Genomic DNA, 23,384 nt, shown 5'->3' on the forward strand with positions numbered 1-23,384 from the left:
CTGTTCTGATCCGGAAGCGCTGGGCCCGTACCGAATTCGGTACGGGCCCAGCGTGTATTCGCCTCCTCAGCTCCGATGTCGGGCGGTGTCGCTGCCCAGCAGGTCGCGGATCTCGGTGAGCAATTCGATGTCCGTTGCCTCCTTCTCCTCCTGATTCATGTACCGCTCCTTGGCGTGGTTGTAGGGCACGATGAGGATGAAGTACACGACGGCCGCGATGATGACGAAGTTGATCGCCGCGGTGATCACGGCGCCGATGTTCACGAACGTCTCGGGGCTGTCGGTGATCTGGAAGCCGAAGCCCATCTCGTTCGAGCCGCCGAGGGCGGCGATCAGCGGTTCGACGACATTGCCGGTGAATGCGGTGACGATGGCGGTGAAGGCCGCGCCGATGATCACCGCGACGGCCAGGTCGAGCACGTTTCCCTTGAGCAGGAAGTCTTTGAAGCCCTTCAACATGAGTTGGGTCTCCGTTCCGTCGGCTGGTGATGCTCTCGGATAGGGAAATGCTATGGACACCGGACGCGGCGGGGCAACCGGACACCCGTCCGGGCGTCAGTGGAACGTGACCGTCAGTGCGGTCGACAGCGAGGCCGCGGCGACCGTGGTCGCCTCTCCCGCGGGCAGTGCGAGCATCACGACGCGCTCGCGTGCACCACGGCCGGAATCATTGGGGGACACCAGGATCACCGTCGCGGCGGAGGCCAGCACCCGGGCGTCGGGCGCAGGCCCCTCGGCGTCGGAGTCCACGGTCAGCACGTCCACTCGGTCGCCCTCACGTAACAGGTCGGTCACTTCGGGGTCGGCGAGGCGGATCGGCACCACACGGGCGTCGGATGAGTTGGTGGCCGCGTCGGCCAGGCGCGGACCGAGCATGCGGAGGTCGGTCAGGGTCTCGCCCGCCCTTGCGGGGCCGGTCAGGGTGTGGCCAACGGCGTCCTCGAGGGCGCGCAGTGCGCCCGTTGGCACCGTCGCGGCGCCCAGCTGCACGAGCCGCACGTCGTCGGCGCCGAGGACGAGGCCGGGCGTCAGCTCGCGTGCGGTCGCGACCACCGCCACCCGATCGTCCGACGGGTCGCCGCGCAGCAGCAGGATCACGGCGGTGAGGGCGAGTGCGGCGGCGAGCATCCGGCGGGCGGCGACGACGCGGGCCGGTCCCGGCCGGGTCAGCCGGGAGAGCCGGTCGGCCCAGGTCGGGTCGAGCCGTTCGGCGCGACGGCTGCCGGGGATCGGTACGCGGTCCATGGGGCCACGCTAGGGGCCGCGGCCGGCCGTCAGCGCCGCCGCGGGGCGTGCCTGTGGATGGATCAGGCGGCTGTGGAGAACCCCGGGACTAGGTGGCTGAGGAGGTCGCGCCCGCGCTCGCGGTGGACGTCGACGTGCTGGTCGACGCGCTGCTCGCGGGGGTCGACGAGGCCGACGAATCAGACTTGGCGGGCTCGCTGGCGGTGCCGCCGCTGCCCCGGCTGTCGGTGCGGTAGAAGCCGCTGCCCTTGAAGACGATGCCGACGGAGTTGAACAGCTTGCGCAGCTTGCCGGAGCACTCGGAGCAGACGGTCAGGGTGTCGTCCGTGAAGGACTGGACGATGTCGAACCGGTTGCTGCATTCGGTGCAGGCATACGAGTAGGTGGGCACTGAAGGATCCTCCGCACGGGGTACTCAGGCCTGGGTGGTGATACGGCAGGCGTTAGCACTTTACAGTCAGGAGTGCCAACGCCGGTAATCAGCTTCCTATTCCCAGTGCGCGCAACCCGCCGACCGGGGTGAGAACCCAGCCGACCCGGATGTCGTGTGACTCGTCGGGCAGCTCGGCGACCACTTCGTCGTCGCGGACCACCGCGATCAGGCGGGCCGCCGGATCGGCGAGGTCGAGGGTTCGGTCGTAGAACCCCGCGCCCCGGCCGAGGCGGACCCCCCGTTCGTCGACCGCGAGCGCCGGGATCAGGATCGCCGTCGCCGCCGAGATCGCCGAGGGCGGTAGGTGCGGCTGCCCGGGTTCACGCAGGCCGAACGGTGCGCTGACCAGGGCCTCGGTGCCGTGGTACTCCGCCCAGTGCAGTGGGCCGGGTTCCCTGGCCACGGGCAGCAGGACCCGTCCGACCCGAGGCAGGAGGGCGTCGAGGAGTGCCGTCGATCCCGGTTCGGCCCCGACTGGCACATATGCGCAGACCGTGGCGTCGGGTCCGAGCGTGTCGCCGAGTGCCGAGGCCGCAGCGGCGAGGGCGTTGTTCTCGGCCTCCCTGGTCACGGCGTCGAGTGATCGACGCGCGGCGAGCACCCTGGCCCGCCACTGCGCTTTCGTCGTCACCTCGGTCACCGATGCCACCCTGTTCCCCTGATCCGCGGTCCCATCGTGCTCACCCTAGAATCCGGTGCGCACGGACGAGATGGATAGGGTGTGCTCATGACACAGGCCGGCACCAACAAGAACAGGCACTTCCGCACGGCGGTGGTGCCCGCGGCGGGTCTGGGCACCAGGTTCCTGCCCGCGACCAAGACGGTGCCGAAGGAACTGCTGCCGGTGGTGGACACGCCGGGCATCGAGCTCGTCGCCGGTGAGGCCGCCGATTCCGGCGCCAGCCGGCTGGTGATCGTCACCTCGGAGGGCAAAGACGGGGTCGTCGCGCACTTCGTCGAGGACCTGGTGCTCGAGAGCAAGCTCGAGGCCAGCGGCAAGTCGCACCTGCTCGAGAAGGTCCGCAAGGCGCAGGGCCTGCTCGAGGTGGAGTCGGTGATCCAGGAGGAGCCGCTCGGGCTCGGTCATGCCGTCGGGTGCGTCGAATGCGTGCTCGACGACGACGAGGATGCGATCGCGGTCCTGTTGCCCGATGACCTGGTGATGCCGCGTGGGGTGCTCGAGACGATGGTCCGGGTCCGCGAGAAGCGCGGCGGCAGTGTGCTGTGTGCGATCGACGTGCCCAAGGATCAGGTCAGTGCCTACGGCGTCTTCGATGTCGAGGAGGTGCCGGACGCGACGAATCCGGACGTGCTGCGGGTGACCGGGATGGTCGAGAAGCCGAAGCCCGAGGATGCGCCGTCGACGTTCGCGGCGGCGGGCCGGTACCTGTTGGATCGGGCGATCTTCGATGCGCTGCGCCGGATCACCCCGGGTCAGGGTGGCGAACTGCAGTTGACCGATGCGATCGCCTTGCTGATCTCGGAGGGACACCCGGTGCACGTGGTGGTGCACCGTGGGTCGAGACACGACCTCGGAAATCCCGGCGGCTACCTGCGGGCTGCGGTTGACTTTGCCCTGGACAGTGAAGAATACGGTCCTTCGCTGCGCGACTGGCTCACTCAGAGACTGCAGCAGACGGGACATTAGTGGGGTCGGGAGGCAGTGACTACATGCGCTCGGTTGAGGAGCAGCAGACGAGAGTGACGGCGGCCGCGGTCGCACCACGGCCGGTCCGGGTGGCGATCTCGGAGGCTCAGGGTCTGTTGTGTGCCGAAGAGGTGGTCACCGAGCGCCCGCTGCCGGGATTCGATCAGGCTGCGATCGACGGCTACGCGGTGCGCAGCGTCGATGTCGCCGGTGCCGGTGGGGAGAACCGGGGCGAGGACGACGAGCCCGTCGAGGTGACGCTGCCCGTTGTCGGTGAGGTCGTCGCCGGTTCGCGCCAACCGATCCGGCTGCAGCCGCGCCAGGCGGTGCGCGTGGACACCGGGGCTCCGCTGCCGACCCTCGCCGATGCGGTCCTGCCGCTCGACCGCACCGATGGCGGCCTGAACCGTGTGAAGGTGCTCCGGCCGGTCCGTTCCGGCGACTACGTCCGGCGCATCGGTGACGATGTGCAGCCCGGCGACGTCGCGGTGCGCGCGGGCACCATCATCGGCGCGGCCCAGGTCGGTCTGCTCGCCGCGGTGGGGCGCGACAAGGTGCTGGTGCATCCCCGGCCGCGGCTGTCGGTCATCTCCGTCGGCGGCGAGCTGCTCGACATCGACCGCACCCCCGGCCCCGGTCAGGTCTATGACGTGAACTCGTACGCGCTCGCCGCGGCCGCTCGCGATGCAGGAGCCGACGTGAACCGGGTCGGCATCGCAGGCACCGACCCGCGTCGGCTGCGCGAGGTCGTGGAGGGTCAGCTGATCCGATCGGAGATCGTCGTGATCGCGGGGGCTGTCGGCGGCGGGGCCTCCGATCAGGTCCGTGAGGCGCTGCGCGATCTCGGCGATCTCGAGGTGGAGCGGGTGGCGATGCACCCGGGATCGGTGCAGGGATTCGGTCAGCTAGGCCGTGACGAGGTGCCGACGTTTCTGTTGCCGTCCAACCCGGTCAGTGCGCTGGTCGTGTTCGAGGTGATGGTCCGGCCGCTGATCCGGATCGCACTCGGCCGTAGGCAGCCGATGCGCCGGGTGGTGACCGCGCGCACGGTGGCGCCGATCACCTCGATCGAGAACCGCAAGGGCTTCCTGCGTGGGCAGCTGATGCGCGACGAGTCGACCGGGGAGTACCTGGTGCAGGCGCTCGGCGGTGCGCCAGGCGCCTCCTCGCACCTCCTGGCGACGCTGGCGGAGGCGAACTGCCTCGTCGTGGTCGCTCCTGAGGTCACCGAGGTCCGGACCGGCGACGAGGTCGACGTCGCCTTCCTTGCGCAGCGAGGCTGAGGGTTGGGAACATCGCTGCGCAAGTACTCGATTCATCCGGGTTGGCCGGCGCATCTGGGTCCGCTGACGGTGGGCGCCGGACGGGTGACGTTGCGCCCGATCCGGCTGCGCGACGCCGCGGCCTGGAGCCGTATCCGAGTCCGCGACCAGGAGCATCTCGAACCGTGGGAGCCGACCGGTGAGGGCCCTTGGGAGGACCGCCATCACATGGGTAACTGGCCCGGGCTGTGCGCCTCGCTGCGCTCGGAGGCGCGCAAGGGCCGGATGGTGCCGCTGGTCATCGAACTCGACGGAAAGTTCTGTGGGCAGCTGACGATCGGGAACGTCGTGCGCGGGGCGCTGCGATCCGCGTGGATCGGCTACTGGGTGACCAGGGAGGTGGGCGGTCAGGGGGTGGCCACCGCCGCGGTGGCGCTCGGGCTCGACCACAGCTTCGGCGCGCTCGGGTTGCACCGGGTCGAGGCCACCGTTCGCCCGGAGAACCTGGCGAGTCAGGCGGTGCTGCGCAACGTCGGGTTCCGCGAGGAGGGACTGTTGCGTCGGTACCTGGACGTGGACGGTGCGTGGCGCGATCATCTGCTGGTGGCGATGACGATCGAAGAGGTCGAGGGCACCGTCAGCGACCGGTTGGTCCGGTCGGGCAAGGCCGCGTGGGGGTGACTCGCGCACCGGGCGGATCCGCTTGGTGATGGGTAGTGCAAAACACCACTGGAGCGAGTGACTATTGTGACAGTTGGGAAAGTTGAGTCGGCGCGTCTGCGGGGAACTGCGCGCCGTGGCAATTAGCCTGAATGGGCTGATTGAGTCATATGTGCTGGTAGACGACTGGGAGGGAGGTCGCCGGTATGCCGAACTCGATCCTGTGGATCGCCTTGGTCGGGATGTGGCTGTTTGTCCTGCTGCCGATGCAGGTGAAACGCCGCCCCCGAATCCGTCAGACCACCGATGCAGCACTGGCGACCCGTGTGCTCGACCGCGACCAGCTCGCGCGTCAGCAGCACCGCGGTCCAGCCTCAGGACACCGCAGCGACCCGAACTGGCGCCGCGAACCCACTCGCCCCAGGTATGCGGAGGACCGCATGGACACCCATGTTGAAGCCGACGAGTTGGACGACGAGCGGGCCGCGGCTCGTGAGTACGTCCCGCAACGCCGCGGTCGCGGCGGGTTCGACCCGGAGGCCGATGCCCTCGCGCGGGCAGCGCGGTACGGCTTCCGGCAGCGTGCCGTCCTCGGTCTGATCCTGCTGACGATCATGTCGGCGGCGCTCGCGCTCATCCTCTCGCCGATGCTGTGGTGGGTCGCCGCGGCCGCCTGTGTCGGCCTCGGCGGGTACCTGGCCTACATGCGCAGGCAGGTCCAGTTCGAGCAGGAGATCCGGCGTCGCCGGATGGCGCGCCTCAGCCGCTCCCGGCTCGGGGTGGAGTCCCGCGAGGACGACGAGCTGCGGTTGATCCCGTCCCGGCTGCGCCGGCCAGGTGCGGTGGTGCTCGAAGTGGACGACGAGGACCCGGTGTTCGAGCACCTCGAGCACTACGACGTCCGGTTCGAGGAGGAGGCGGCTCCTCAGGAGATGCGCCGGGTCGTCGGTCAGTAGCCTGACGCGGATGACGGACGGAGCCGGGCCGGAGCGGATCGTGCTGCTCCGGCACGGCGAGTCCGAGGCGAACATCGATCCGAGGATCTACGAGCGGGTGCCCGACTACCGGATCCCGTTGACCGCGCGTGGCGTGCAGCAGTCGAGGGTCGCGGGGGAGCGGCTGCGCGAACAGTTCGGCGGGCAGAAGGTCTGCGTGTACGTCTCGCCGTACCTGCGGGCCTACCAAACCCTCGAGGCGCTCGGCATCGACGATCTGATCGAGCGCCGGATCGAGGAACCGCGTCTGCGCGAGCAGGACTGGGCGAACTATCAGGACCCGGACGAGATCGTCCGGCAGACCGGGCTGCGCAACACCTACGGGCACTTCTTCTATCGGTTCAACGAGGGTGAGTCGGGCGCCGACGTCTTCGATCGGGTGAGCACCTTCATGGAGACGCTGTACCGGCACCGCGCCAAGCCCGGGTTCCCACCGAACACTCTCGTGGTGACGCACGGACTGACCATGCGGCTGTTCTGCATGCGCTGGTTCCACTGGTCGGTCGAGTACTTCGAGTCGCTGAACAACCCGGGCAACGCCGAGACCCGGACGCTGGTCCGGCAGGCCGACGGCCGGTTCGCGCTGGAGCAGCCGTTCGATCAATGGCGGGCCGTCCCGGAGGGGCAGACCATCCTCGACACCACTCGGGCAGACCTCGCCTGCCCCGAGTGAGACCCCCTCGCGCGGTCGGACGAACCGCTGTTGTGCGGGGCGAATCCCGTCCGGACCGGCCGATTTTTTCTGTGGCGGGCCGGGCTGCTACAGTTGCCGAGCGCTCCTACGGGGGCGTGGTTCGGGGCTGTGGCGCAGTTGGTAGCGCGCTTCGTTCGCATCGAAGAGGTCAGGGGTTCGATTCCCCTCAGCTCCACCAGTCGAAAGGCGCTTCTCCTTCGGGAGGAGCGCCTTTTGCGTTGCATCGGCCCTCTCCGCCGGGTACTCCTCGCGCCCGATTTGGCGCTGTCGGACAGCTGTCCATGTCATTCACGAAACAGACATTGCGCGCGCGCCGGATGTGGTCTACTCATCTCGCCTCAGCGGCCCGGGAGGTCATCGCCGTGCGACGGAGGGGCGCGCTGGTCAATACAAGAACCTGGACGACCGGGACCTCTGTCGATGTCCCCGGTCGGCCGTATGGAGGGAAGCGTATGTCGGACAAGAGCATTCGTCGCGTGGTTGGTGGGGCGAGCGTGCTGGCCCTTTCGGCCGGCTTCGCGGCCACGGTCGGTGCGGGCGTCGCGGGGGCGGCGCCTGCAAGCGTGACGTGGGACGACGGTAGCGAGCGGATCACCCGCACGATCAGTGATGCGAACCCCGCCGAGGGGGACATCATCACCTCGACCACCCAGTTCGATCGGACCGGCGGCGTCGTCGAGTACATCTACGAGGTCAAGGACGTCCACCCGACCTGCCTGACCTACGTGGACGGTTCGGCGAAGGTGGACGGCTCGCCGCGCGGCCTGGACAGCCAGGGCGCGGACTTCGCGAAGGTCAAGGGCAGCAGCATCGAGTGGCCGCTCTACCCGCACATCAGCCCCAACCTGCGGACGTTCGAGTTCTCCTACAAGGTCGGCGCGAACTGTGACCGCAACGTCCCGCTGATGACGACGGTGCACTACGGCGGCTCCCTCGGTTCCGGCACCTACCAGAACAAGGGCCCCGCGGTTACGGTCAAGATCAACAACTCCACCACCGCCCTGGCCGCGCCGTCCGACGTGCAGGTCGGGCAGTCGGTGCCGCTGAAGGCGACGGTGACCGGCGGCGCCGAGGGCAATCCCGTCGAGTTCTTCGACGGTGGGGTGAAGCTCGGCGAGGCCCCGTTGAACGGCGCGGGCGAGGCGACGTTCAACTGGACGCCCGCCACTCGCGGCGCACACGGCCTGTCCGCGAAGTTCCTGGCGACCCCGCGGGCCGAGGGCTCGCAGTCGCCGGTGCAGACCGTGCAGGTCGCGCAGTCCGATGCCGTGTCCTCGACCGTGCTCGCCCCGATCTCCGGTGCCGAGGTCGGTCGGTCCACCCTGCTGAAGGCGACCGTGTCGCCCGCAGGCGCAGGCGGCACCGTGGCGTTCAAGGACGGCGCGGCGACGCTGGCCGACGTGCCGGTCGACGCCAACGGCGTGGCCACCTACACGTGGGTGCCGTCCACCGCGGGCAGCCACTCGATCGCCGCGACGTTCTCCGGGCGCTCCGGCGTCACGGGATCGACGGCCAACGCGACGGTGACCGTGGCGGATGCCCCCGCGGGCAACACCAACTCGACCACGGTGCTCACCCTGGGTGGCGCTCCGAAGGTCGGCGCGGCGCAGACGATCTCGGCGCAGGTCACTCCCGGTGACGCGGGTGGCACGGTCACGTTCAAGGACGGCGACATCGTCATCGGCACCGCGCCGGTGAACGCGGGCGGCCAGGCCAGCCTCTCGTGGACGCCCGCGAACGAGGGTCAGCGCATCATCACGGCCGAGTACTCCGGTGCAGGCACCGTGAACGCGTCCGCCGACCAGGAGTCGGTCGTCGTGACGGGCACTGGCGGTGGCACCCCCGGTGGCGCAGGCAGCCTCGGATCGATCTTCGGATCCTGATCTAGTTCTTCCTGGTGTGGCCCCTGACGATCCGTCGTCGGGGGCCACACCCGTATGAGTCGGGGGTCAGCCGGCGTACAACTCCTCGATCTCGTGGGCGTACTCGGCGTCGATGGGCTTGCGTCGCAGCTTCATCGTCGGGGTGAACTCGTCACCGCCCGGTTCCCATACTCTCAAGTCCGGTACATCCTGCGGATCAGCTTCTTCGCCCGGTCGGTGTAGGGCGGGTACGCGAACCGGGGATCGGGCTTGAACGGCTTGAGCAGCACTGCCTTTCGGTGACTGAGGGCTTCGAACCCCCACCAGCCGTGGTATCGCCCCATCCCGCTTGCACCGACGCCGCCGAACGGGAGCTGGGGCACCACCTCCTGGAGGGTGAGGTGATTGACCACAGCGCCGCCCGAGCTGACCTCGGACACCAACCGGCGGCGAGTCCGCGCCGACCTCGTGAAGACATAGGCGGCCAGTGGTTTCGGTCGCGCATTGACGAAGGCGATCGCCTCGCCCAACGAGTCGACGGCGAGCACCGGCAGGATCGGGCCGAAGATCTCCTCCAGCATGACCGGATCCTCGGGGCTCGGGTCCACCAGCACGGTGGGCTCGATGGTCAGCGCGGCCCGATCGGAACCGCCCCCGAGCGCGACCGTGGCCTCGGTGCTCGCGAGGTACCCGGCCAGTCTGTCGAACTGGCGCTCGTTGACGATGCGAATGCCCCGCGTAGGTGACGCAGACCGGAACTCGTTGAAACTGTGGACTATTCGATCGACCAACTCGTCCCGGACTGAGCGCTCGGCCAACACGTAGTCCGCCGCGATGCAGGACTGGCCCGAGATGAACACCTTCGTCCAGGCGATCCGGCGGGCGGTGACGGCGAGGTCCGCGTCCCGCATGACGATCGCCGGGTTCCTGCCGCCGAGTTCGAGGGTCACCGGCGTCAGGTGCGGCGCGGCCCCGGCCAGGATCTTCCGGCCGATTTCCGTGCCGCCGGTGAAGAACACGTGGTCGCACCCCTGTGCGAGCAGAGCCTGGGTGGTGCGCCCGTCGCCCTCGACCACGGCCACGGCATCGGCGTCGAGGTACTCGGGGAGCAGTCGGGCCAGCAGTCGAGATGTCGCCGGGGTCAGCTCGGACGGCTTGACGACGGCACAGTTTCCCGCCGACACGGCGGCGACCAGGGGGCCGAGGGTTACCGTCAGCGGAACATTCCAGGACCCGATGACGAGCACCACCCCGAGCGGCTCGTACTGCACCCATCCCAGCGCGGGCATCTGGTTGAGCGGCAGCGGGCGCGGCCGGGGGCGCATCCACAGGCGCAGCCGTTTGCGTGCGTAGGCGGCCTCGCTCCTGGCGGTGAGGATGTCGGACATCCAGGTCTCGAAGGCGTCGCGCCCGAGGTCCTCGGCGAGAGCGCGGGCGATCTCGTCCTCACGCTCGTCCAGCATTCGCTCGATGCCGCGCAGTTGCTCGACGCGCCACGTCGCGGGCCTGGTGCGACCCGAGGCATATGTCGCGCGCAGCGCCGAGACGACGTCGGGAATGGGGACGGGTGAATCCGTGGTGTCGGGTGCTGCGTGCAGATCGCTCTTCATGGCTGCCTCTCCTCTGCGTGCGAAGAAGGCCGGACTCGCCACATCGGTAGATCTGGAGCACGGGCGAGACGGCGGAGACCGCGGTCGAGGCGGGTGCGGACTGCGCGGGAGCCGATGGTCTCCACGCAGGTCGCAGTGTGCCCGCACGAGCCGTTGCGCGGTTCGCTCGTATGCGACTTCGCGAATGTCCTCGCGACCGTTCCACCGGGGCGCGAGGCCCCCGAATACATGTGATCAACACTCGTCGCGTGCGGCGTGAGCGTCAAGGCTCGCCATCGCGCATCGCGCCGGATTCAGCACTGGCCTCGGGTCGAAGAGCCGGGCACACTTGGTGATATGGATCACAGGATGACCGACAACGAATTGCGCAAGGCGATCAGGACGTTGCGGGATCGCGCGGACGAGGCCCGTCGCCATGGGGATCCGGAGGATGCCGACGGCATCGAGAAGACGATCCGGGACTACCAGGACGAGATGTCCACCAGGCTGTGACGCCTGTGACGGGCGGGACGCGCGCGCGGTAGCTGCGCAGATGCGTTCCGTTCGAGTGCCGGTTCGCGGCCGCTCGGCGCCACGCGAGACCGGGCCGCGCTGACTTGCACAACCGTCCATTTTCTTCTGCCAAAACGACGTCGGGCGCGGGACCGGCGTGGTCTACTTCTGCTCGATTCTGTGCACGCCGACGGCTCCGCTGCGGGTGAGTCGGATTCCGTGACGACACAACAGGGCCACCCCAACACGTGTGGGCGCCCTCGCCTTTGGGAGGAAATGCATGTCGGGGAGGTCTGTGCGCCGCACCATTGCGATGGGAGGCGCTTTCGCGGTCACCGCGGGGTTCGCGGTGACGCTGGGAGCGGGTGGCGCGAGCGCCGCGCCCGCGACGATCACATGGGCGGACGGGGGTAAGAACTTCACCCGCACGATCAGCAACGTCGCACCGGCCGAGGGTGAGGTGGTCACGGTGTCCACCACGATCGCCGGGACCGACACCGTCAACTTTTTCGAGGACCACCGCAACACCTGCCTGACCTACAAGAAGGACTCGGCGAAGGTCGCCGGCCTCCCCGTGCCGCTGGCGAGCAACGGTGCGGGCCTGTTGCGGGTCGCGGGCAGCTGGGATGCCTCCACCTCGCCGACATTCGAGTTCCAGTACGTGATCGGCGCCAACTGCGCCAGGGAGGTGGCGCTGAACACCGGCATCAAGTACGGCGCCGTCGCGTCCTCGGGGGAGAACCTCACCCTCGGTCCGGCGTACGTGGTGACCAAGAACGTCAGCACCACCGTGCTCGAGCCTGTCGGGCCGCTCAAGGCGGGCGTCGAGTCGACGCTGAAGTCCAAGGTGCTCGGCGGCCGCGCGGGCGACCTCGTGAAGTTCTTCTCCGGCACGAACGAGATCGGCTCGGGCGCGCTCGACGCCGCGGGGGCCGCCACGTTCAAATGGAAGCCTGCCGCCAACCAGGCCGGTCCGCACGATCTGACCGCGAAGTTCCTCGCCACGCCGTTCGCGACCGAGTCGGTGTCCGCCGCGCAGTCGGTCACCGTCGACCCGGGCGATCAGACCACGCAGACGACCCTGATCATGCCGAGCTCGTCCCCGATCAACGTCGACGTGATCATCGAGGCACAGGTCTCCCCGTTCCCCGGCGCGGGCACGCTCACGTTCAAGAACGGCCTGACCGTGCTGGGGACCGCCCCGGTCGGTGCCGACGGCAAGGCCAGCGTGACCCAGAACTTCACGGTGCCCGGCAACAAGACGATCACCGCGGTGTTCTCCGGCGCCCCCGGGTTCGCCGGTTCCACCGCGACCGCTCAGACCCTGAACATCACGGATCCGGGTGCGGCTGACGTCGCGACCACGACCACCCTGAACGTCCCGGCAGTCGCGCAGAAGGATGTCTACCTGTTCCTGCGGGCCAACGTCGCACCGAGGGCGAACGGCGGAACCGTCCAGTTCTTCAGCGGCGCCGAGCCGCTCGGCAACCCCGCAACGGTGAAGGACGGGCAGGCCAGCCTGAGCTACCTGTTCACCACCAGCGGCGTGCGTGACGTGCGCGCGGTGTACTCCGGTGCACCGGGCTACCTCGGTTCGGAGGCGTCCACGACGATCACCGTCCAGGACGAGCCGGTTCCCGGTGGGGGCGGCAGCTCGCTCCCGGCCTTCGGTTCCTGATCGCTGACAGCTGACGGCGCCTCGCCCCGGATCTCCCGGGGCGGGGCGCCGTTGTCGTTAGACTCCGCGTGAGCGACCGGACGACGTTAGGGAAGGGCATCGTGAAGGACCTGCGGGGGAAGAAATGCCTGATCACCGGGGCCGGTAGCGGGATCGGCCGGGCGACGGCCCTGGCTTCCGCGGCGGAGGGCGCCGAGCTGTTCCTCACCGACATCAACGAGGTCGGCCTGGCCGAGACGGTGGCCATGACTGCAAGCGCCGTGACCGCCTCGAAGGCGCTGGACGTGTCCGATTTCGACGCCGTCACCGCGTGGGCGACGGAGATCGACGGTGCACACGGCGCCATGGACGTGGTGATGAACGTCGCAGGCATCTCCGCCTGGGGCACTGTGGAGAACCTCGAACACCGGCATTGGAAATCGATGGTCGACGTCAACCTGATGGGGCCCATCCACATCATCGAGAACTTCGTGCCGCCGATGGTGCGCGCCGGCCGCGGCGGGCACCTGGTCAACGTCTCCTCCGCCGCGGGCCTGCTCGCGTTGCCGTGGCACGCTGCCTACAGCGCCAGCAAGTTCGGCCTCCGCGGCGTCTCCGAGGTCCTGCGCTTCGACCTCAAGCGGCACGGCATCGGTGTCAGTCTCGTGGTGCCGGGGGGAGTGAAGACCCCGCTCGTCGGAACCGTGCAGATCGCCGGGGTGGACCGCGACGATCCGCGGATTCGAAAGCTGGTGCACCGCTTCGAGAAGCGTGCGGTCTCACCGGAGAAGGTCGCGGAGTGCATCGTCCGCGGCATCAAGAAGAACCGCTATCTGGTCTACACCTCGAACGACATCCGGTTCGGCTACTGGTGGGCCCGCAAGTTCGCGCCGCCGTACGAGTTCGTGATGCAGAAGGCCAACGACCAGTTCAGCAAGCTCTTGCCGCCGGTCTGAATCCGGCCGTCCTCGAGGGTGGACGGCGGTGACCCTTGGGTGCCTATCTGGGGCACGGGTGGTGCCGGAGGCTGGGTGTAGCAGCCGAGCGGCTCGCCGAAACCCCAGGAGGCACTCCATCATCCGCAACATCACTTCCCGTAATGTTCTCGCCGCGCTCGCGGTGGCAGGGTTCTCGCTCGCCGGTGTCGGCACGCTGTCGGCGTGTGGTGACAGTACTGTCGGAGTCCCCGTACCCGGCCAGGGGCAGAGCGTCCCGCCGCAGGTGGAGCGGGAGAACGCGGTGAGTCGCGACGGTGCGCAGGCCGGCCCGGCCGACCCCGCTCCCCAGGATGGCAGTGCCGAGAACCCGGGCTCGTACAACCCCGATCCGGGCCCCGTCGTCGTGCCCCAGGTGGCGCCTCCCGTTGCGGCTCCGGCTCCGGTCGCACATCCCGTGCAGCAGCCGGTGGTCGAGCCCCCGGTCGTCGTGCCGCCGGTCGTCGATCCGCCGCACGGTCCCAAGGGCCCGTTCGAGGGACCGGGCAAGGTCGGCGACACGGATGTTCTCGATCCGGGTCAGGCCGAGCCGCCTGCCGGTCCGAAGGGGCCATTCGAGGGTCCGGGCCACGTAGCCGATTCGGGCGTTCTCGAACCGGGCCAGGCCCAGCCGCCGGTCGTTCCGAACCCGCCCAGTGGTCCCGCCGGGCCTGTCATCGGTCCCGCCGGGCCGGTCATCGGCCCCTGAGATCCGACGGATCAGGTCACCGCGCTTCGGCGCAGCAGATGAGCCCCCGCCAACGCGGGGGCTCATTCGCGTGCAGCTATGCGGGCACGGCCGCCGACGACAGGGTCCCGCTGTGCATCTCGTAGACGCCGTCGACCAGGTCGAGCTGGCTGAGGTCGTGGGTGACCATCACGGTCGCCACGTTGCGTTCGTGGCTGAGCGTGGCCAGCAGTTCGACGATCTCGCGGCTGCGATCCTCGTCCAGCGCCGAGGTCGGCTCGTCGACGAGCAACACCGACGGGTCGTTCATCAGGCTGCGCGCGATCGCGACCCGCTGCCGTTGTCCTCCGGAGAGCTGGTGCGGTCGCCTGTCCAGCTGCTTCTCGAGTCCCAACGTGGACAGCAGGTCCCTGGCCCTTGCGCGCTGGCCGCGAACGCTGCCGCCGCCGAGATGGGTGATCATCAGCAGCTGCTCCGTTGCGGTCAGCGAGGCCATCAGGTTGGCCTGCTGGAAGACGAATCCGAGCTGCTGGCGCCGCACGGTGGTGCGGGCCGTCCGGTCAAGGCCGGTGACGTCGGTGCCGTCGATGGTGACGGTGCCCGAGTCGGGGGTGATCAGCAGGCCTGCGACGGCGAGCAGGCTGGACTTACCCGAGCCGGACGGCCCCGTGATCGCGGCGAGTCGGCCGCGCTCGACCGTGAGGGACACATCGTCGAGGGCGCGCAGCCGGGTGTCGCCGTCGGGGTAGGTGAGGACCGTGTTCTTCAGTGTGATGCTCATGGATACTCCTGGAGGCGTGGGGTTTACGTGTGCCGACGGTGCGGTCGGCGGTTACCTGGCGGCGCCGAGCGCGGTCAGCGGGTCGACCTTGACGATGCGAGTCAGGGCCGCCGCGGCGCCGAGCATGCCCAGTGCGATCAGTGCGAAGAACGGGACGAGCGTGCCGGTCACCGTGAGGGTGAACGGGACCGCGGTCGCGGCCACCGAGCCGAGCCCGATCGCGGCGAGGGTGCCGAGGCCCGCACCGAGGGTGAGCACGATCAGCCCCTGACCGAGTGCGTCGACGAGCAGGTACCGGGTGGAGGCGCCGACGGCCTTGAGGACCGCCAGATCCTGACCACGCTGGATGGTCCAGATGGTGAAGAAGGCGCCGACGACCAGCGCGCTGATCGCCAGCAACATGCCCTGCATCAGCAGCAGCGAGCCGCGCTCGGAGGAGTATGCGCCGATCGCGTTGAGCGCGCCCTTCTCGTCGGTGACGGCGGTACCGGTGTCGGACTCGGCGGCCGCAGCGTCGAAGTCGGAGGAGGTGCGCAGCGCGATCGTCGTGCCCTCGCTGTCGCCAGCGGTCGGCAGCTGGCGCCAGTCGGCGAGGTCGAGCCACACCACCGACTGGTGGCTGTAGTACGAGTCGTCGACGAGCGTGCCGATCGTGAACGGGTGTCCGGCGATGTCGACGGTGGAGCCGACGGCCCAGCCGTTGTCGTCCGCGAGCTTCCGGTCGACCGCGATCTCGCCGGTGTGCAGTGGGGCGGGCGCGGCGAAGGAATCGCCCGCGACGCCGAAGCCGCTGGCGCTGACATCGCGACCGTCGGCGGTGATCCGGAGGGGCGCGATACCGAGGATCGAGGCCTCGTCGACGCCGGGGGTCGAGGCGAGCTGTGCCCGCTGGGCCTCGGTGACCTGGGAGTCGGTGAACGCGACCTTCTGCCCCTCGGCGGGCTCGCCGAACGCGAACCGGTCGGCACCCACGTTCTGGATCGCCGCGATCGACTGGTTCCCGAGCCCGGCCGTGAGGCCGGAGAGCATCACGACCATCAGCGAGATGAGGAAGAGGACCGCGCTCATCAGAGCGAAGCGGCCCTTGGCGAATCGGAGGTCACGAATACTGAGGAACATGGCTTCCAGCCTCGCGAATGAGGGCCGGGTCCGGCATCGCGCAACGGATGGGTACCCGGATCAATCGAAAGTTGGACATCGCGATCGCGGCCGGTCAGAGCCCCCGAGGTGGTGTTAGCGTGGATGAAATGCTGTTGCCCGAATACCGCCACGCCCGCGGCACGACGCCCGTGCTGCGCATCATGCAGTTCGGCGCGCACGGGCTGTTCCTCGTGCTGCTCGCCGTCGGGACCGCAAGGGCAGCCGTCGATGAGCCGGATCCGCTGCCCGCATTCGTGCTGGCCGCGGCGGTGCTGGTCTGGTATCTGCTCGGGGTGTGGTTCGCCCGCCGCGCCGCCGACGCAACGGGCCGCGACTGGTACGGCTCGCTGTGGCTGGGGGTCCTGGTGCTCGGCTGGCTCGGGCTGTCCGTGCTCGGTGCCGGCTTCGTGTGGGTGGCGTTCCCGCTGTTCTTCCTGTGCTTCCATCTGCTCTCGACCAGGGTCGCGCTGGCGGCGACGGTCGCGATCACCGCTGTTGTCATCGCCGCCTCGCTCTGGCACGGCACCAGCAACACCGTCGCGTCCTTCCTCGGTCCGATCTTCGGTGCGACCGCCGCCGCGGGGATGGCGCTGATCTACCAGCAGTTGCTGCGCGACACCCAGCAACGTCAGCGCCTGTTGGACGAGCTGACCCGATCCCACGACGAATTGCTCAGCGCGCAGGACGAATTGAATGCGCTGCAACGTGAGGCGGGCGCGGTGGCGGAGCGCGCGCGGCTGGCGAAGGACATCCATGACACCCTCGCGCAGGGGTTCTCGTCGATCGTGCTGCTGGCGCGGGCGGGCCAGCGCGGCGATGACCCGAAGGCCGTTCTCGCGCAGATCGCGGAGACCGCCCAGGACAACCTCGGCGAGGCACGCCGGGTGGTCGCGGCGCTGACGCCGTCGGCGCTCGAGGACGCCTCGCTGGAGTCCGCGCTCGGCCGCCAGCTGGCGCAGCTGGGCACGCACACCGGGATCGTCGGCCTGCTGCATGTCGAGGGGGATCCGCTGCCGCTGCCGATGGACTTCGATGTGGCGTTGTTGCGGGTGGCGCAGAGCGCGCTGGCCAACGTCCGGCTGCATTCGCGGGCCGAGAATGTCCGGGTGACGCTGAGCTACGACCAGGACGAGGTGCGCCTCGATGTCGTGGACGACGGGGTGGGGTTCGATCCCGCTTCCGTGGTCGACCCGGCCTCGTTCGGACTGCGCGCGATGCGCGACCGGCTCGAGACGCTTGGCGGCTCGCTCGTCGTCGAATCGGCGCCGGGCGACGGAACTGCACTGGCGGCAACGCTTCCCGTCTCGGGGGCACAGTCGTGACCGGCCCGCGGCTGCGGCTGCTGCTGGTCGACGATCATCCGGTGGTCAGGGCGGGGTTGCGTGCCCTGCTGTCCTCGCACGAGGGCCTGGACGTGGTGGCGGAGGCTGCCTCGGGCGAGCAGGCGCTCGAACTGGTCGAGACGACCCGACCGGACGTGGTGCTGATGGACCTGCGACTCGGTGCGGGCATGGACGGTGCGCAGTCGACCGAGGCGATCATGGCTCGACCCGATCCGCCGCGGGTGGTGGTGCTCACCACCTACGACACCGACGCCGACATCCTGCGCGCGGTCGAGGCAGGCGCGGCCGGCTACCTGCTCAAGGACAGCGATCCGCAGGTGTTGCTGGATGCGGTGTGGGCGGCGTCCAGGGGCGAGACGGTCCTCAATCCGGATGTGGCGCAACGGCTGTACCGCCGGATCCGCGAGCCAAGGGTGGACCTGAGCGCCCGCGAGACGGAGATCGTCAGGCTGGTGGCGGACGGGCTGTCGAACAGGGCCATCGCCAAGCAGCTGTTCGTCACCGAGGCGACCGTGAAGTCGCATCTGGTGCATGTGTTCTCGAAGCTCGGTGTGGACAGCAGGACGGCCGCGGTGGCTGCGGCGCGCGAGCGCGGCCTACTGCGCTGAGGGCGGGTGCACCGAGCTCGGGCGATCAGCGGCGGAGTCGAACGTCCAGTACCCGGGCGCCGGGGCCCGCGGTGGCCAGCCGGTCGTGCGGGTTGGCCAGCGCGCAGCTGTTCATGGACAGGCACCCGCAGCCGATGCAGCCGGTGAGGTTGTCCCGGAGTCGGGTCAACTGCTCGATGCGCCGGTCCAGGTCGGCGTGCCAGCTCGTCGAGAGCCGTTCCCAGTCGGCCCGTGTCGGGGTCCGTCCCTCGGGCAGGGTGTCGAGCGCCTCCCTGATCTCCGCGAGCGGGATGCCGACCTGCTGGGAGATCCGGATGAAGGCCACCCGGCGCAGGGTGTCGCGTGCATAGCGGCGCTGGTTCCCGCTGGTCCTGCGGCTCTCGATCAGCCCCTCGCGCTCGTAGAAGTGCAACGCGGACACCGCGACCCCGCTGCGCTCGGACAGCTGTCCCGGGGTGAGTTCCTTGGCCTTCCAGTTCGGCATCTCCACCGGCGCCTCCCGTCGTAGACCTCGACCATAGTTGAGGGAATCGGGTCGTCGACCGGACGCCACGAGGGTGGACTGTGAATCGAAGCCCTCGCGGCGCGGCCGGGCGCGCACTACCGTCTAGCCATGGAGCGCAGCGTCGTGGGCAACGAGGGGTCGTCCGTGCTGGGGGCCAACTCCGAGGTGGGCACCCTGCGTACCGTGCTGCTGCACCGCCCCGGCGACGAGCTCAAGCGGCTGACCCCACGCAACAACGACCAACTGCTGTTCGACGGGTTGCCCTGGGTGGACCGGGCGCAGGAGGAGCACGACGCGTTCGCCGCGCTGCTGCGTGCGCGGGGGGTCGAGGTGCTGCTGCTGTCCGAGGTGCTCACCGAGACCCTGACGGCGAGCGGGGCCGCCCGCATGCAGGGCATCTCGGCGGCTGTCGACCCCCGCAGGCTCGGACACCCGCTCGCACAGGAACTCGCCGCGCATCTGCGGACCGTCGAGCCCGCTGCCCTGGCCACCGTCCTGACCGCGGGCATGACATTCGACGAGCTCCCGCTCGGGCCCGGCGGCGCATCGCTGGTGCGGCGTATGCACCACGGCGGCGACTTCGTGATCGAGCCGCTGCCGAACCTGCTGTTCACCAGGGACTCCTCGTTCTGGATCGGGGACCGGGTCGCGATCACCGCGCTGGCCCTGCCTGCCCGGGTGCGCGAGGCCTCACTGACGGACCTGATCTACGCGCACCACCCGCGCTTCCTCGGGGTCCGGCGGGCCTACGAGTCGCACACCGCGCCGGTCGAAGGCGGCGACGTGTTGTTGCTGGCGCCGGGTGTGGTGGCGGTCGGGGTGGGGGAGCGGACCACCCCGGCCGGGGCGGAGGCGTTGGCGCGCAGCGTTTTCGAGGACGGCCTTGCGCACTCGGTGCTGGTGGTCCCGATCGCCCAGTCGCGAGCGTCGATGCACCTGGACACGGTGTGCACGATGGTCGACGTCGACGCCGTGGTGATGTACCCCGCCATTCAGGACAGTCTGTCCGCGTTCACCATTCACCGTGAGGACGTGGGGGTGAGCATTCGCGGCGCCGAACCGTTCCTGAAGGCCGCGGCCGACGCGATGGGCATCGGCAAGCTCCGGGTCATCGACACCGGGCTCGACAACGTCACCGCAGAACGCGAGCAGTGGGACGACGGCAACAACACTCTCGCCCTGGAGCCGGGGGTGGTCGTCGCCTACGAGCGGAACGTCGTGACGAACTCGCGGCTGGAAGCATCGGGCATCGAGGTGCTGCGTATTTCCGGGTCCGAGCTCGGCTCGGGCCGGGGTGGCCCGCGCTGCATGTCCTGCCCGGTGTCGCGCGATCGGCTCTGACCGCGAAAGGTTCGATGCGGCAGGCGAAACCGTCGCCACGGGCTCCGGCACTGTGACTCGCGTCACCAATGTGTGATTCGCCATTTGCTCGCCTGGATGGTGGCTACCTTCTCGTTTGGACAACTGTCCAACTCAGACGAAGTGTGGAAGGAAGTTATGCGCAAGCTGGTTTCGATGTCCATCGCATCCGTTGCGGTTGCGGGAGGCGTTCTCGCGGGCGCGGGCGTCGCCTTTGCGGGCACCCCGGTGATCACGCACGACGGCGGGTTCCAGGTGGGTTCCGCCGGGCTCGCGCCGGGCACCTACGAGTCGACGGGGCCGACCACGCTCGGTGCACCGTGCACCTGGACGCGGCTCTCGCTCACGAACGGGCAGCCGACGGTCGTCGAGTACATGCAGACCAATGGCCCGTCGGCGGTCACGCTGCAGGCCTCTGACAGCACCTTCGTCACCTACAACTGCGGCGTCTGGACGCCGGAGGAGGTCGTGGTGCCCACGACCCCGGTCGAGCCGGCGCCGGTGGACACCGAGACCGAGACCGAGGAAGAGGACGCGTCGGGCTCGCTCGATCTCGGCTCGATGAACCTGGGCTCGGTCGATTTCGGTTCGGTGGGATCGTAGGGATTCCGCAATGAACGCAGCACGGCCCCGTCGGCGCGAGCCGGCGGGGCCGTGTTCGGATCGGGGTGGCTACAGGATCGTGGAGACCCGCTCGGCGGGCCGGGCGAGCACGGTGCCCTTGGCCGTCACCACGATGGGCCGCTCGATGAGGATCGGGTTCTCCACCATCGCCTCGAGCAGTTCGTCCTCGCTCGCCTCGGCCAGGCCGAGTTCCTTGTAGAGCGCTTCCTTCTTGCGGATCGCCTCGCTCGGCTTGAGTCCGGCGTCGTCGAGCAGCTTCCGCAGTCCGTCGCGCGAGGGCGGCGTCTCCAGATACTTGACGACGGTCGGCTCGATGCCTGCCTCCTCGATCAGCTTCAGAACGGTGCGCGAGGTGCTGCAGCGCTGGTTGTGGTAGATCGTCGCGTCGGCCATGACGCCATTGTCCCGGAACCGCTCACCGGCTTTCCAGTGACCGGCGCATCCGGGTGGAGTCGGAAGCGATGGTTCGGGTTGCCAGGTAGATGAACACGGCCGTGAGGACCAGCATCAGCGGGACGAGGTACATCGCCGAGTTCAGCCCATCGCCCGCGAACTGCTTCAGTGTTCCTGTGCCGGCCTCGTCTAGGGCCCGCTGAGCGAACCAGTCGGAGATGGCGCCGACCACGACCGGACCCGAGAATCCGCCGAGCAGGTACATCGCCGCGAAGAACAGCGCGGTGGCGGTGGCACGCAGTCGCGGGACCACCACGTCGTGGATCGCCGGGTAGACGCTGATGTAGAAGCCGTAGGCCAGCAGCCAGCCGGCCGCGAAGAGGGCGGTGAAAGCCACGACGCTGCCGCCGTCCTGCATCAGCGCGAGGGCGGTCAGCGGCGCCGCCGCCGCGCAGCTGACGACGCCGATGGTGAGTCGCGCGCTCGGCGACTTTGTCGACGCGCGGTCCGCCAGCCTCGCTCCGGCGAGCAGGCCGATCAGTCCGGTCAACCCGACGATGATCCCGGTGACCGCGGCGGCAGGCGTCAGCTTCAGTTCGTACTGGCGCATCAGCAGCGGCACCACGAACGAGTTCACCGCGTACGCGGCGAAGTTGAAGGTCAGCCCGGCGAGGATCAGCCAGCGCAGGGTCGGGATCGACAGCAGCCCGCGGATCGGCCGGGTGATCGCGGTGTCGTCGGCGGGCGCGGCGGTGTGCTCCGAGCCGCCGCGTTCTGGGTCGCGCATCCGGAACATGACGAGGGCGAGCAGCACACCGGGCACGGCCGCCACGAAGAACGGTGCCCGCCAGGATCCGAAGGCCTCCGTGATCTTGCCGACGGTGAAGTACGCCAGCATGAGTCCGACCGGGAGACCGAGCATGAAGACGCCGAGCGCACGCGAGCGTCGCTCCGCCGGGTACATGTCGCCGATCATCGAGTTCGCGGCCGGGGTGAAGCTGGCCTCGCCGACGCCGACGCCGAGCCGGGCCAGGACGAAGAGCATGTAGTTGCCCGCGGCGCCGGTCGCAGCGGTCAGCCCGCTCCACAGCAGCAGCCCGGCGCCGATGATCTTCGGCCTGTCACCGCGGTCCGCGAGTCGCCCGAGCGGCAGTCCGGCCACCGCGTACACCAGCGTGAACGCCGACATGATGAGGCCGAGTTGCAGGTCGCTGAGCGAGAACTCGGCCTTGATGGGTTCGGCGACCACCGACGGGATCGCGCGGTCGAAGAAGTTGACCAGATTCGCCAGGAACAGGGCGATCAGCGCACCGCTGACGACCTTCGTCGTGGCGGCAGGCAGCGCCGACGGCGCAACCGTTGGTTCGTGCACGGACATGGGGCCTCGCTGGTTCGGGGAGGGTGAGGGACGGAAAGTGCACTGCCGCAGGCGGTGCGGTGGGGTGGGGTGCGGTACTCAGCGCAGCTCGCCGGCGACGTGTGCGCCGATCGCCTGCATGCCGAGCACCGTCGGGTGCAGCGGCACCGCGGGCTCCGCCGGGACCAGGCCCGCGTAGTGAGCCTGGGCGGGGCCCGCGCAGATGTCGTGACCGGAGGTGGCCTGCCTGATGTCGATGAATCGGATGTCGCGCCTGGCCGCCTCGGCCGCCATCGCCTCGTTCGCATCCGCCATCACGCTCTGCAGGTAATCGGCGTCCTGCGGCCAGATCGGCTGCTGCGCAGGGCATCCGCCCGGTCGGAGGTATGTTCCGTACCCGACCACCGCGATCTCGGCCTCGGGTGCGCGGTCGCGGACCTTGTCGAGCATCGCCCCCCAGGTCGGGGCCCAGTCTCGGATCAGGTCCCGCTGCTGGTTGCGCCCACCGGCGGTGAACTTGTCGCGGCAGGACGTGCCTGTCGGTTGCGGCAGCGGGTTGGTGCAGCTGAGGGCAGTGCTGAAGAGGTTGAAGTCGTTCGCTCCGATGGTGACCGTGACGAGGTCGGTGTCGGGACTCAGCGCATCGAGCTGCGGGGGCACGGTTCCGGTGAACGTGCCCTGTCGTGTGTCGGTGATGTGCGCCGTCCTGGCGGACGAGCAGGTGACGTCGGTCAGGGTGGCGCCGAGGGTCGCGGCGACGCCCGCCGGGTAGTTGTCCCGCGACCGCAGGCATCCGGGTGCGCTCATGTCCTGGTCGGGGAGCAGCGGCCCGGCGGCGGCGGAGTCGCCGAGCGCGACGTAATCGATCGCGCCGGGCTGCAGCGGCGCGGCCCCGGCGTTGCCCGCGGTTGCGGCCGCCAGCAGACACAGTGTGGCGGCGGCCGTGGCTCCCGACCGGGTTGCGCGGCGGATCATGTTGGTCACCGAGACTCCTTCTCTCATAGCCCGCCCGTGCGATGCGCCTTTTGTGCATCGGAGAGTGGCGTGGATTACA

25 protein-coding genes and 1 tRNA gene are annotated in these 23,384 nt (G+C 69.3%); 15 read left to right on the forward strand and 11 right to left on the reverse strand.

Annotated elements, in window-relative coordinates; translation table 11 throughout:
* Positions 1 to 66: 66 nt before the first annotated feature.
* From mscL to ACWFRB_RS10395, 4 genes are all read right to left on the reverse strand, one after another.
* Positions 67 to 459 (reverse strand): large conductance mechanosensitive channel protein MscL, encoded by a 393-nt coding sequence (gene mscL, locus ACWFRB_RS10380; protein WP_452640773.1) that lies wholly within the window; start codon positions 457 to 459, stop codon positions 67 to 69.
* 96 nt (positions 460 to 555) lie between these two features.
* Positions 556 to 1,245, reverse strand: a complete 690-nt coding sequence (locus tag ACWFRB_RS10385) for an SAF domain-containing protein (RefSeq protein WP_452640775.1) — start codon at positions 1,243 to 1,245, stop codon at positions 556 to 558.
* Positions 1,246 to 1,333: 88 nt separating this feature from the next.
* Positions 1,334 to 1,636, reverse strand: coding sequence for an FmdB family zinc ribbon protein (locus tag ACWFRB_RS10390; RefSeq protein WP_452640776.1), 303 nt, complete (start codon positions 1,634 to 1,636; stop codon positions 1,334 to 1,336).
* 88 nt (positions 1,637 to 1,724) lie between these two features.
* Positions 1,725 to 2,318 carry a 5-formyltetrahydrofolate cyclo-ligase gene (locus ACWFRB_RS10395; RefSeq protein WP_452640777.1) on the reverse strand — a complete coding sequence of 198 codons (594 nt, stop codon included), beginning with the start codon at positions 2,316 to 2,318 and terminating at the stop codon, positions 1,725 to 1,727.
* Positions 2,319 to 2,405: 87 nt separating this feature from the next.
* Here ACWFRB_RS10395 and ACWFRB_RS10400 point away from each other — a divergent pair, with 87 nt between their 5' ends.
* From ACWFRB_RS10400 to ACWFRB_RS10430, 7 genes are all read left to right on the forward strand, one after another.
* Positions 2,406 to 3,326 (forward strand): UTP--glucose-1-phosphate uridylyltransferase, encoded by a 921-nt coding sequence (locus ACWFRB_RS10400; RefSeq protein ID WP_452640779.1) that lies wholly within the window; start codon positions 2,406 to 2,408, stop codon positions 3,324 to 3,326.
* 23 nt (positions 3,327 to 3,349) lie between these two features.
* Positions 3,350 to 4,609, forward strand: a complete 1,260-nt coding sequence (gene glp, locus ACWFRB_RS10405) for a molybdotransferase-like divisome protein Glp (protein ID WP_452640780.1) — start codon at positions 3,350 to 3,352, stop codon at positions 4,607 to 4,609.
* Between the two features lie 3 nt (positions 4,610 to 4,612).
* A complete protein-coding gene (locus ACWFRB_RS10410; protein WP_452640781.1) occupies positions 4,613 to 5,269 on the forward strand; it encodes a GNAT family N-acetyltransferase in 657 nt (218 codons plus the stop codon).
* Positions 5,270 to 5,454: 185 nt separating this feature from the next.
* Positions 5,455 to 6,204, forward strand: a complete 750-nt coding sequence (gene sepX / locus ACWFRB_RS10415; protein ID WP_452640783.1) for a divisome protein SepX/GlpR — start codon at positions 5,455 to 5,457, stop codon at positions 6,202 to 6,204.
* Between the two features lie 10 nt (positions 6,205 to 6,214).
* The gene (locus ACWFRB_RS10420) at positions 6,215 to 6,916 is read left to right on the forward strand and encodes a phosphoglycerate mutase family protein (protein WP_452640784.1); all 702 of its coding nucleotides are present in this window, start codon (positions 6,215 to 6,217) and stop codon (positions 6,914 to 6,916) included.
* A 123-nt stretch (positions 6,917 to 7,039) separates the two neighbouring features.
* Positions 7,040 to 7,115: transfer RNA gene (locus tag ACWFRB_RS10425), tRNA-Ala, on the forward strand.
* A gap of 274 nt (positions 7,116 to 7,389) precedes the next feature.
* Positions 7,390 to 8,820 carry an Ig-like domain-containing protein gene (locus ACWFRB_RS10430; protein WP_452640785.1) on the forward strand — a complete coding sequence of 477 codons (1,431 nt, stop codon included), beginning with the start codon at positions 7,390 to 7,392 and terminating at the stop codon, positions 8,818 to 8,820.
* Between the two features lie 173 nt (positions 8,821 to 8,993).
* On the opposite strand, the gene ACWFRB_RS10435 is transcribed toward ACWFRB_RS10430, so the two are convergent.
* Positions 8,994 to 10,409, reverse strand: a complete 1,416-nt coding sequence (locus ACWFRB_RS10435) for an aldehyde dehydrogenase family protein (RefSeq protein ID WP_452640787.1) — start codon at positions 10,407 to 10,409, stop codon at positions 8,994 to 8,996.
* Positions 10,410 to 10,757: 348 nt separating this feature from the next.
* On the opposite strand from ACWFRB_RS10435, the gene ACWFRB_RS10440 reads away from it, so the two are divergent.
* The 4 genes from ACWFRB_RS10440 (at position 10,758) to ACWFRB_RS10455 (ending at position 14,241) form a co-directional block, all read left to right on the forward strand.
* The gene (locus tag ACWFRB_RS10440) at positions 10,758 to 10,901 is read left to right on the forward strand and encodes a hypothetical protein (protein WP_452640789.1); all 144 of its coding nucleotides are present in this window, start codon (positions 10,758 to 10,760) and stop codon (positions 10,899 to 10,901) included.
* A gap of 295 nt (positions 10,902 to 11,196) precedes the next feature.
* Positions 11,197 to 12,579 (forward strand): Ig-like domain repeat protein, encoded by a 1,383-nt coding sequence (locus tag ACWFRB_RS10445; RefSeq protein ID WP_452640791.1) that lies wholly within the window; start codon positions 11,197 to 11,199, stop codon positions 12,577 to 12,579.
* A 98-nt stretch (positions 12,580 to 12,677) separates the two neighbouring features.
* Entirely contained in the window at positions 12,678 to 13,514 is an 837-nt protein-coding gene (locus tag ACWFRB_RS10450) for an SDR family oxidoreductase (RefSeq protein WP_452640880.1), read from the forward strand.
* 283 nt (positions 13,515 to 13,797) lie between these two features.
* Positions 13,798 to 14,241: a hypothetical protein gene (locus ACWFRB_RS10455; protein ID WP_452640793.1), complete on the forward strand. Its 444-nt coding sequence runs from the start codon at positions 13,798 to 13,800 to the stop codon at positions 14,239 to 14,241.
* Positions 14,242 to 14,317: 76 nt separating this feature from the next.
* Here the strand turns inward: ACWFRB_RS10455 and ACWFRB_RS10460 are convergent, their stop codons facing one another.
* The gene (locus tag ACWFRB_RS10460) at positions 14,318 to 15,001 is read right to left on the reverse strand and encodes an ABC transporter ATP-binding protein (protein ID WP_452640795.1); all 684 of its coding nucleotides are present in this window, start codon (positions 14,999 to 15,001) and stop codon (positions 14,318 to 14,320) included.
* A gap of 51 nt (positions 15,002 to 15,052) precedes the next feature.
* A complete protein-coding gene (locus ACWFRB_RS10465; protein WP_452640796.1) occupies positions 15,053 to 16,120 on the reverse strand; it encodes an ABC transporter permease in 1,068 nt (355 codons plus the stop codon).
* 128 nt (positions 16,121 to 16,248) lie between these two features.
* On the opposite strand from ACWFRB_RS10465, the gene ACWFRB_RS10470 reads away from it, so the two are divergent.
* Both ACWFRB_RS10470 and ACWFRB_RS10475 read left to right on the forward strand, forming a co-directional pair.
* Positions 16,249 to 17,463 (forward strand): histidine kinase, encoded by a 1,215-nt coding sequence (locus ACWFRB_RS10470; protein WP_452640797.1) that lies wholly within the window; start codon positions 16,249 to 16,251, stop codon positions 17,461 to 17,463.
* A complete protein-coding gene (locus tag ACWFRB_RS10475; RefSeq protein ID WP_169310525.1) occupies positions 17,460 to 18,092 on the forward strand; it encodes a response regulator in 633 nt (210 codons plus the stop codon). Before ACWFRB_RS10470 ends, ACWFRB_RS10475 begins: the two co-directional genes overlap by 4 nt.
* Before the next feature lie 25 nt (positions 18,093 to 18,117).
* Here the strand turns inward: ACWFRB_RS10475 and soxR are convergent, their stop codons facing one another.
* Positions 18,118 to 18,582, reverse strand: a complete 465-nt coding sequence (gene soxR, locus ACWFRB_RS10480; RefSeq protein ID WP_452640799.1) for a redox-sensitive transcriptional activator SoxR — start codon at positions 18,580 to 18,582, stop codon at positions 18,118 to 18,120.
* 123 nt (positions 18,583 to 18,705) lie between these two features.
* On the opposite strand from soxR, the gene ACWFRB_RS10485 reads away from it, so the two are divergent.
* Together ACWFRB_RS10485 and ACWFRB_RS10490 are read left to right on the forward strand one after the other, a co-directional pair.
* Entirely contained in the window at positions 18,706 to 19,938 is a 1,233-nt protein-coding gene (locus ACWFRB_RS10485; RefSeq protein WP_452640801.1) for an arginine deiminase, read from the forward strand.
* Positions 19,939 to 20,112: 174 nt separating this feature from the next.
* Positions 20,113 to 20,559, forward strand: a complete 447-nt coding sequence (locus ACWFRB_RS10490) for a hypothetical protein (RefSeq protein ID WP_452640803.1) — start codon at positions 20,113 to 20,115, stop codon at positions 20,557 to 20,559.
* Between the two features lie 69 nt (positions 20,560 to 20,628).
* On the opposite strand, the gene arsC is transcribed toward ACWFRB_RS10490, so the two are convergent.
* The 3 genes from arsC to ACWFRB_RS10505 form a co-directional block, all read right to left on the reverse strand.
* Positions 20,629 to 20,973 carry an arsenate reductase (glutaredoxin) gene (gene arsC / locus ACWFRB_RS10495; RefSeq protein ID WP_452640804.1) on the reverse strand — a complete coding sequence of 115 codons (345 nt, stop codon included), beginning with the start codon at positions 20,971 to 20,973 and terminating at the stop codon, positions 20,629 to 20,631.
* Positions 20,974 to 20,995: 22 nt separating this feature from the next.
* Complete coding sequence (locus tag ACWFRB_RS10500; RefSeq protein ID WP_452640806.1) at positions 20,996 to 22,351, reverse strand: spinster family MFS transporter; 1,356 nt, start codon at positions 22,349 to 22,351, stop codon at positions 20,996 to 20,998.
* Between the two features lie 78 nt (positions 22,352 to 22,429).
* Entirely contained in the window at positions 22,430 to 23,305 is an 876-nt protein-coding gene (locus ACWFRB_RS10505) for an SGNH/GDSL hydrolase family protein (protein ID WP_452640882.1), read from the reverse strand.
* Between the last annotated feature and the right edge of the window lie 79 nt (positions 23,306 to 23,384).

This window comes from Rhodococcus sp. NPDC055112 (genome assembly GCF_053607505.1).